This is a genomic window from Isoptericola sp. NPDC060185 (assembly GCF_042728595.1).
GTDB lineage: Bacteria > Actinomycetota > Actinomycetes > Actinomycetales > Cellulomonadaceae > Isoptericola.
In genome coordinates, this window is record NZ_JBHWYY010000006.1 from 124,404 (window position 1) to 132,398 (window position 7,995).

Annotated in this window: 8 protein-coding genes and 1 pseudogene; 8 read left to right on the forward strand and 1 reads right to left on the reverse strand. The window is 75.3% G+C overall.

The features are described 5' to 3' along the window. Positions 1-55: 55 nt before the first annotated feature. From rplU to nadD, 8 genes are all read left to right on the forward strand, one after another. On the forward strand, positions 56-364 hold the full coding sequence (gene rplU, locus ACFWDO_RS04290) for a 50S ribosomal protein L21 (RefSeq protein ID WP_380315082.1): 309 nt from the start codon (positions 56-58) through the stop codon (positions 362-364). Between the two features lie 84 nt (positions 365-448). Continuing rightward, positions 449-706 (forward strand): 50S ribosomal protein L27, encoded by a 258-nt coding sequence (gene rpmA, locus ACFWDO_RS04295; RefSeq protein WP_079574743.1) that lies wholly within the window; start codon positions 449-451, stop codon positions 704-706. A 95-nt stretch (positions 707-801) separates the two neighbouring features. Further along, complete coding sequence (gene obgE, locus ACFWDO_RS04300; protein WP_380314898.1) at positions 802-2,319, forward strand: GTPase ObgE; 1,518 nt, start codon at positions 802-804, stop codon at positions 2,317-2,319. 25 nt (positions 2,320-2,344) lie between these two features. Then, positions 2,345-3,475 (forward strand): glutamate 5-kinase, encoded by a 1,131-nt coding sequence (proB, locus tag ACFWDO_RS04305; protein ID WP_380314895.1) that lies wholly within the window; start codon positions 2,345-2,347, stop codon positions 3,473-3,475. A gap of 83 nt (positions 3,476-3,558) precedes the next feature. Next, on the forward strand, positions 3,559-5,016 hold the full coding sequence (locus ACFWDO_RS04310) for an alpha/beta hydrolase family protein (protein ID WP_380314892.1): 1,458 nt from the start codon (positions 3,559-3,561) through the stop codon (positions 5,014-5,016). A gap of 43 nt (positions 5,017-5,059) precedes the next feature. Then, positions 5,060-6,385 (forward strand): glutamate-5-semialdehyde dehydrogenase, encoded by a 1,326-nt coding sequence (locus tag ACFWDO_RS04315; RefSeq protein ID WP_380314889.1) that lies wholly within the window; start codon positions 5,060-5,062, stop codon positions 6,383-6,385. 53 nt (positions 6,386-6,438) lie between these two features. Beyond that, complete coding sequence (locus tag ACFWDO_RS04320; RefSeq protein WP_380314886.1) at positions 6,439-6,588, forward strand: hypothetical protein; 150 nt, start codon at positions 6,439-6,441, stop codon at positions 6,586-6,588. 19 nt (positions 6,589-6,607) lie between these two features. Continuing rightward, complete coding sequence (gene nadD, locus ACFWDO_RS04325; RefSeq protein ID WP_380314883.1) at positions 6,608-7,225, forward strand: nicotinate-nucleotide adenylyltransferase; 618 nt, start codon at positions 6,608-6,610, stop codon at positions 7,223-7,225. A gap of 111 nt (positions 7,226-7,336) precedes the next feature. On the opposite strand, the pseudogene ACFWDO_RS04330 reads toward nadD, so the two are convergent. Beyond that, a pseudogene (locus ACFWDO_RS04330) lies at positions 7,337-7,995 on the reverse strand (hypothetical protein); the annotation flags it as partial.

The window sequence follows — 7,995 nt, forward strand, 5'->3', positions numbered from 1 at the left end:
AAGTCGGTGAAGAACGTCGTGCGGCATGCCCAGACCAGGAGAGATGAGCAGCAACGTGGTGTACGCGATCGTCAAGGCCGGTGGCCGTCAGGAGAAGGTGTCCGTCGGGGACATCGTCGTCATGGACCGCCTCAAGGCCCAGGCCGGTGACACGGTGGAGCTGCCCGCTCTGCTTCTGGTGGACGGGGAGAAGGTGACCACCGACGCCGCGAAGCTGGCGAAGGTCAAGGTCACGGCTGAGGTCGTGCGGGACGAGAAGGGCCCGAAGATCACGATCCTCAAGTACAAGAACAAGACCGGCTACCGCAAGCGCCAGGGTCACCGCCAGTCGCTGACCCGCCTCAAGGTCACCGGCATCAAGTGACTCACCCCCGGGCCGAGCGCGACACCCCGCAGCACGGCCCGCGGCACTGATTCCCTCGTTCTTCGCAGAAAGCAGGTCTGACAGATGGCACACAAGAAGGGCGCGAGCTCCTCGCGCAACGGTCGTGACTCGAACTCGCAGCGCCTCGGCGTGAAGCGCTACGGCGGCCAGGTCGTCAAGGCCGGCGAGATCATCGTCCGCCAGCGCGGCACCCACTTCCACCCCGGCGAGAACGTCGGCCGTGGCGGCGACGACACGCTGTTCGCGCTGACCGCCGGCTCGGTCGCCTTCGCGACGCGTCGTGGCCGCAAGGTCATCGACATCGTCGCGGCCGAGGTCTGAGCCGCAACACACTTCCTCGACTCCCATCCGAGTCGACGACGAGGGGCGCACCGTCGCGGTGCGCCCCTCGTCGCTTTGCCTGAGAGGATCTGACCATGGCCAGCTTCGTCGATCGCGTGGTGCTGCACGCCGTGGGCGGTGACGGCGGCCACGGCGTCGCGTCGATCCGCCGCGAGAAGTTCAAGCCCCTCGCGGGCCCCGACGGCGGCAACGGGGGCGACGGCGGCACCGTGCGCCTCGTCGTCGACCCGCAGACCACGACGCTGCTGGAGTACCACCACTCGCCGCACCGCCGCGCGACGAACGGCACCCAGGGCATGGGCGACGACCGCGACGGCGCCAACGGGAGCGACCTCGTGCTGGGCGTGCCGGACGGCACCGTCGTCAAGGACCGCGAAGGCAACGTCTTGGCCGACCTGGTCGGGGCCGGCGCGGAGTACGTCGTCGCGCAGGGCGGCCGCGGCGGGCTCGGCAACCGCGCCCTCGCCTCCCCGAAGCGCAAGGCGCCGGGCTTCGCGCTGCTCGGCGAGCCGGGCGAGGAGCGCGAGGTCGTCCTCGAGCTCAAGACGATCGCCGACGTCGCGCTCGTCGGGTACCCGAGCGCGGGCAAGTCGTCGCTGGTCGCGGCGATCTCCGCCGCGCGGCCCAAGATCGCCGACTACCCGTTCACCACGCTCGTGCCGAACCTCGGCGTCGTGCAGGCGGGGGAGACCCGCTACACGGTGGCCGACGTGCCGGGGCTGATCCCCGGCGCGAGCGAGGGCAAGGGCCTCGGCCTGGAGTTCCTGCGCCACGTCGAGCGCACCGCCGTGCTGGTGCACGTGCTGGACTGCGCCACCCTCGAGCCGGGCCGCGACCCGCTGAGCGACCTGGACGTCATCGAGGCCGAGCTCGCCGCGTACGCCGGTGACCTCGGGATCGAGGGCGGACGGGTGCCGCTCACCGAGCGCCCGCGGCTCGTGGTCCTCAACAAGATCGACGTCCCCGAGGCGCGCGAGCTCGCCGAGCTGGTGCGCCCGGAGCTGGAGGCGCGCGGGCTGCGCGTCTTCGAGGTGTCGACGGCGAGCCACGAGGGCCTGCGGCCGCTGACCTTCGCGCTCGGCGAGCTCGTGGAGCGCGCCCGCGCGGCCGCCCCCGCGCCCGAGCCGACCCGGGTCGTGCTGCGTCCGAGGGCGGTCGACGAGGCCGGGTTCACCGTCACCCGGAAGCGGGAGCACGAGGGCGTCTACTACGAGGTGCGCGGGTCCAAGCCCGAGCGCTGGGTGCGCCAGACCGACTTCAACAACGACGAGGCCGTCGGCTTCCTCGCGGACCGGCTCGCCAAGCTCGGGGTCGAGGACAAGCTCCTCAAGGCCGGCGCGGTCGCCGGCGACGAGGTGCGCATCGGCGACCCGACGAACGCCGTCGTCTTCGACTGGGAGCCCACGCTCACCACCGGCCCCGAGCTGCTGGGCGCGCGCGGCACCGACCTGCGCCTCGACGAGAGCGCCCGCCCGACCCGTGGCGAGAAGCGCCGCGAGCACCAGGAGCGGATGGACGCCAAGACCGAGGCGCGCCGCGAGCTGTGGACGGAGCGCGAGTCGGGTCACTGGACGGACCCCGACGACGCCTGACCGCGGTTCCGGCGAGAATGCCGGGGTGAACGCCGCCCTCTCTCGCGCCAGCCTGCCCACGGCACACCGGATCGTCGTGAAGATCGGGTCGTCGTCGCTCACCGGGCCGGACGGCCGGCTCGACCTCGGCGCGCTGCGCGCCCTGGTCGACGTGCTGGCCGCGCGGGTGGCGGACGGCGGGCAGGTCGTGCTCGTCTCCTCGGGCGCGATCGCGGCCGGCATCGGCCCGCTCGGGCTCAGCGCCCGGCCCCGCGACGTCGCGACGATGCAGGCGGCGGCCATGCTGGGCCAGGGGCAGCTCGTCGCCCGGTACACCGAGGCGTTCTCCGCGCACGGCCTGCAGATGGGGCAGGTGCTGCTCACCGCGGAGGACACGGTGCGGCGGTCGCGGTACCGCAACGCGCAGCGGTCGCTGGAGCGCCTGCTGGCGCTCGGCGTCGTGCCCGTCGTGAACGAGAACGACGCGGTCACGACGGACGAGCTGACGTTCGGCGACAACGACCGCCTGGCCGCGCTGGTCTCCCACCTCGTGCGGGCCGACGCGATGGTGCTGCTCACCGACGTCGACGGGCTGCACGACGCCCCGCCGTCGCGGCCCGGCGCCCGGCGCATCGCGCACGTGGCCGACCTCGCCGACCTGGCCGGGGTCGAGGTCACCGCGCGCGGCAGCGCCGTCGGCACGGGTGGCATGGTCACCAAGCTGGAGTCGGCGCGGATCGCGACCGGCGCCGGCGTGCCGGTCGTCCTCACCAGCGCGACGCACGTCGCCGCCGCGCTGGCGGGCGAGGACGTGGGCACGTTCTTCGAGGTGACCGGCCGCCGCACGACGGCGCGGCGGCTGTGGATCGCGCACGCGGCGCAGTCCCACGGCCGCCTGCACCTGGACGCCGGAGCGGCCCGCGCCGTCCTGGGCGGCCGGGCGTCCCTGCTGCCCGCGGGCGTCACGCGCGTCGAGGGGACCTTCGAGGCAGGCGATCCCGTGGAGCTGGTCGGGCCCGACGACGTCGTGCTCGCGCGCGGCCTCGTGGCGTTCGACTCGGGCGAGCTGCCCGGCCTGCTCGGCCGGTCGACCTTCGACCTGCGCGCCGAGCTGGGGGAGGGCTACGACCGGGAGGTCGTGCACCGCGACGACCTCGTGCTGGAGCACCGGCGCTGACGACGCGGCGATGAGTTCGGCGCGTCGCGGGCGTCGGTAGGGGCAGCGGCGCGCGACGCGCGCCCCCGCCCCAGGAGGCCCCCATGCGTCGCCCGCACCCCGTCCTCGCGCTCGTCACCTCCCTGGTCACCGCCGCCGGTACGGCGCTGGTCCTCGCCGTCGCCCCGGCGTCGGCGGCGCCCCGCCCGTCCCCCGCGGCGGCGCCGGCCGCGGCTCCACCGACCGAGTACACGGGGGAGCTCGCGGGCGCCCGCTACCGCGTGCTGGTCCCGCGCGACTGGAACGGCACGCTCGTGATGTTCAGCCACGGGCACTACCCGTCGGAGTTCTTCGGCGGCTTCCCGGTGCCGCACCTGCTGGGCAACCAGGAGCTGAGCGAGCAGACGCTCACGGACCAGGGGTACGCCGTGGCGGCCTCGCTCTTCCAGGGCGGCGGGCTGGACTTCACCGTGCCGACGGCGGTGGCCGACCAGTCGCGCCTCCTGGACTGGTTCACCGCGCACGTCGGGGAGCCGGACCGCACCATCACCTACGGGCAGTCGATGGGCGCCGTCACGGCGGTGAAGCACGCCGAGGCCGAGCCCGACCGGATCGACGGGGTGCTCACCGTCGGCGGCGTCATCGACTGGGTGGGGCAGCTCGACGCGATCCTCGACATGAACCTCGCGACCCGCGTGCTGCTCACCGACGGCACCGACGCCCACGGGAGCCCGATCGAGCTCGTCGACGCAGCCGACCCGCAGGCCAGCCGCGACGCGCTGGTGGCCGCGCTCACCGCGGCCGCGGAGACTCCTGAGGGGCGCGCGAGGATCTCCCTCATCGCCTCGCTCAACACGGTCACCGGGTGGTACTGGATGAACGAGCCGCGCCCCGCGGACGCCGAGGCGTGGGCCCGCGGTCAGGCGCAGTGGCTGATCGGTGCGTACACGTTGGGGCTCGGGCCCACGGCGCGCGTGCACCTCGAGGCCACGCTGGGCGGCAACCCCAGCAGCACCGACCTCACCCGCCTGCGGGCGCGCCTCGCGCGGTCCGGGGACGGCGCCGGGGTACGGGCCGCGTACGCCGCGGCGGGCCTGGACCTGCGCGCCGACCTGGCCGCCCTGGAGGCGGCCGACCCGATCGTGGCGGACGCGTCCGCCCGCGCGGCGATGATCTCCCACCGTCCGGAGGGCACGACGCCGTCGCCGGTCCTCACCCTGCACACGACGGGCGACGGCGGCGCCCCGCCGTCGGGGGAGCGGTCCTTCGCGCAGCGGGTGCGGGAGGTGGGCGACCCCGGCAACCTCCGCAGCCTGTACGTCGAGCGCGGCGCGCACCTGTCGGTCAGCCTGGGCGAGGAGCTCGTGGCGCTGCGCACCCTGGAGCGCCGGATCGACAGCGGGCGGTGGCCCTCGCTCGCCCCGCGGCAGCTGAACGGTGCGGCCGACGCGCTGGGCCCGGACTACCGGGCGACCTTCGAGGTCGTGACGCTGCAGACCTTCGACCACGCGCCCGCGTTCACGCGGTTCGTGCCCCCGCGCGCGCCCCGTCCCTCCTGGTGAGAGGGGGCTCCTCGCGGCGGACCGCGCGTCGTACCCTCGGGGGATGACCACGACCCTCCCCGAGCAGGCCGCCGGCAGCGGCCATGGTGCTGACGAGGCCGCCGACGTGACCTCCGCCGTGCACGAGGTCGCGCGGCGCGCCAAGGTCGCGTCGCGGACGCTCGCGACGGCGGACCGGGCCACCAAGGACGCCGCGCTGCGCGCGCTGGCCGCGGCGCTCGAGGACGCCGCCGACCGGATCGTCGCCGCCAACGCCGACGACCTCACCCGGGGCCGGGAGCGCGGGCTCGCCGACGGGCTGCTCGACCGGCTGGCGCTCACCCCCGAGCGCGTGGGCGCCATCGCGGACGCCCTGCGCGAGCTCGCGGCGCTGCCGGACCCCGTGGGTGAGGTCGTGCGCGGCCAGACCCTGCCGAACGGTCTGCGGCTGCGCCAGCTGCGCGTGCCGATGGGCGTGGTCGGGATGATCTACGAGGCCCGGCCCAACGTCACGGTGGACGCCGCCGGCCTCGCGCTGAAGTCCGGCAACGCCGTGATCCTGCGCGGCGGCAGCGCGGCGTCGTCGTCCAACGCGGTGATCGTGGACGTGCTGCGCGCGGCGCTGGAGGCCCAGGGCCTGCCCGCCGACCTCGTGCAGACGATCGACGCGTACGGCCGGCCGGGCGGCGTGGCGCTCATGCAGGCGCGCGGGCTGGTGGACGTGCTGGTGCCGCGCGGCGGGGCGGACCTCATCCGCACGGTCGTGGAGTCCTCGACGGTGCCCGTCATCGAGACCGGCGTCGGCAACGTGCACGTGTACGTGGACGCGACGGCCGACGTCGCGCAGGCCGTCGAGATCGTCCTGAACGCCAAGACGCAGCGCGTCGGCGTCTGCAACGCCGCCGAGACGCTGCTGGTGCACGCCGACGCCGCCGAGGCGTTCCTGCCGGCCGCCCTGGCCGCCCTCGCCGGCGCCGGGGTGGTACTGCACGGCGACGCCGGCGCCGCCGCCCTCGCCCCCGCCGGCGTCGAGGTGCTCCCGGCGACCGACACCGACTGGGCCACCGAGTACCTGGCGCTCGAGCTCGCGGTGCGCGTGGTCGGCTCGCTCGACGAGGCGATCGAGCACATCCGCACCTGGTCGTCCGGGCACACCGAGGCGATCCTCACCCGCGACCTCGCCGCGTCCGAGCGGTTCGTCGCGGAGGTGGACTCGGCCGCGGTGATGGTGAACGCCTCGACCCGCTTCACCGACGGCGGCCAGCTCGGCCTGGGCGCCGAGATCGGCATCTCGACGCAGAAGCTGCACGCCCGCGGCCCGATGGGCCTGGCCGAGCTGACCACCACCAAGTGGGTGGTGCACGGCGACGGGCACGTCCGGCCCGCGTGAGAGACTGACCCCCGACCGCACCCGCAGTCCACGACCGCACACAGGAGGAACCCGTGCTGCACACCGCCGTCCAGGTGGCCCAGGAGGCCGCCGAGCACGCCGAGACCATCTCCCCGATCGCGATGGGTCTCCTCGCGTTCGGTGGCCTGGTCGCCGCGCTCGTGGTGACGTACGCCTTCCGCAACGTGTCCAACCGCCACTGACGACCGCCGTCCGGCCAGCGTGAACGAGCCGTCGTCGCAGCCGCGCCGTCCGCGCCTGGGCGTGATGGGCGGCACGTTCGACCCCATCCACCACGGGCACCTGGTCGCCGCCAGCGAGGCGGCGGCGTTGCTGGATCTCGACGAGGTCGTCTTCGTCCCCACGGGCAAGCCGACCTTCAAGCAGCACCAGCACGTCACCGAGGCGGAGCACCGCTACCTCATGACGGTGATCGCGACGGCGTCGAACCCGCGCTTCACCGTGAGCCGGGTGGACATCGACCGCCCCGGGCTCACGTACACCGTCGACACGTTGCGGGACCTGCGCGACGAACGCCCCGACGCCGACCTGTTCTTCATCAGCGGCGCCGACGCGATCGAGCAGATCCTCACCTGGAAGGATGCCGCCCACCTGTGGGAGATGGCACACTTCGTGGCTGTCACGCGGCCGGGGCACCAGCTCACGGTCGACGGGCTGCCCCACGACGGGGTCACGACGCTGGAGGTCCCGGCGCTGGCGATCTCGTCGAGCGACTGCCGTCGCCGGGCGCAGGCCGGTCAACCGGTGTGGTACCTGGTGCCGGACGGCGTGGTCCAGTACATCGCCAAGCACGGTCTGTATCGAGGTCTCGATGAGTGACAACAACCCGTCCCGCCCGCTGACCCGTCGCGAGATCCGCGAGCGGGAGCAGGCCGCCGCCGCCGCGCAGGCCGCCCCTGCCCCCGCAGCCCCGCCCGCGGCCGGCCCGGACTACGGGCGCCCCGCCGCGCCGTCTCCGTTCGGCCCGCCCGCCGGGTCGACGGGCGGCGCCCCGGCGTCGCGGTTCGCCGCTCCGCCGGCGAGCGCTCCGTCGCGCCGGTCGCTGCGCGAGCAGAGCCCCGCGCCCGCGCCCGCCCCGGCGCCGATGGTGCGCCCGCCGTCGGCCTCGGCCGGCGTCCGCGGCCTGGACGAGACGGGTCGTCTGGCCCCGATCCAGCGCCCCACGGGGGAGATGTCCCGCGCGGTCGCACCCGCCCCGGTGGCCCGGCCCGCCGCGCCGAGCGCCCCGGCGGCCCCCGTGCGCACCTCCGCACGTCGCGACCTCGGCGCGCCGTCGGCGGCACCGTCTCCCGCCCCGACCGGCATGACGCTGCCGCCCCTGTCCGCCCCGGCGAGCGCCGCGCCGCCCGCGGCGACGCCGCCCGCCTCGGTGGCTCCACGCCCCGACGGCCCGGCGCGCCGGTCGCCGTTCGCGACCACGGGGTCGAGCGCAGGCTCGGACTCGCCGTTCGGCGCGACGTCGGCCCCGAGCGCCGCGCCCTCCGCCCGTGCCGCCGCGCCGGCGGCGCCCGCGAGCGCGCCTGCCTCGTCGACGCCCCCACCGCTGCCCTGGGCGAGCCCCGCGGCGGAGCGGCCGGCCGCCGTGCCGC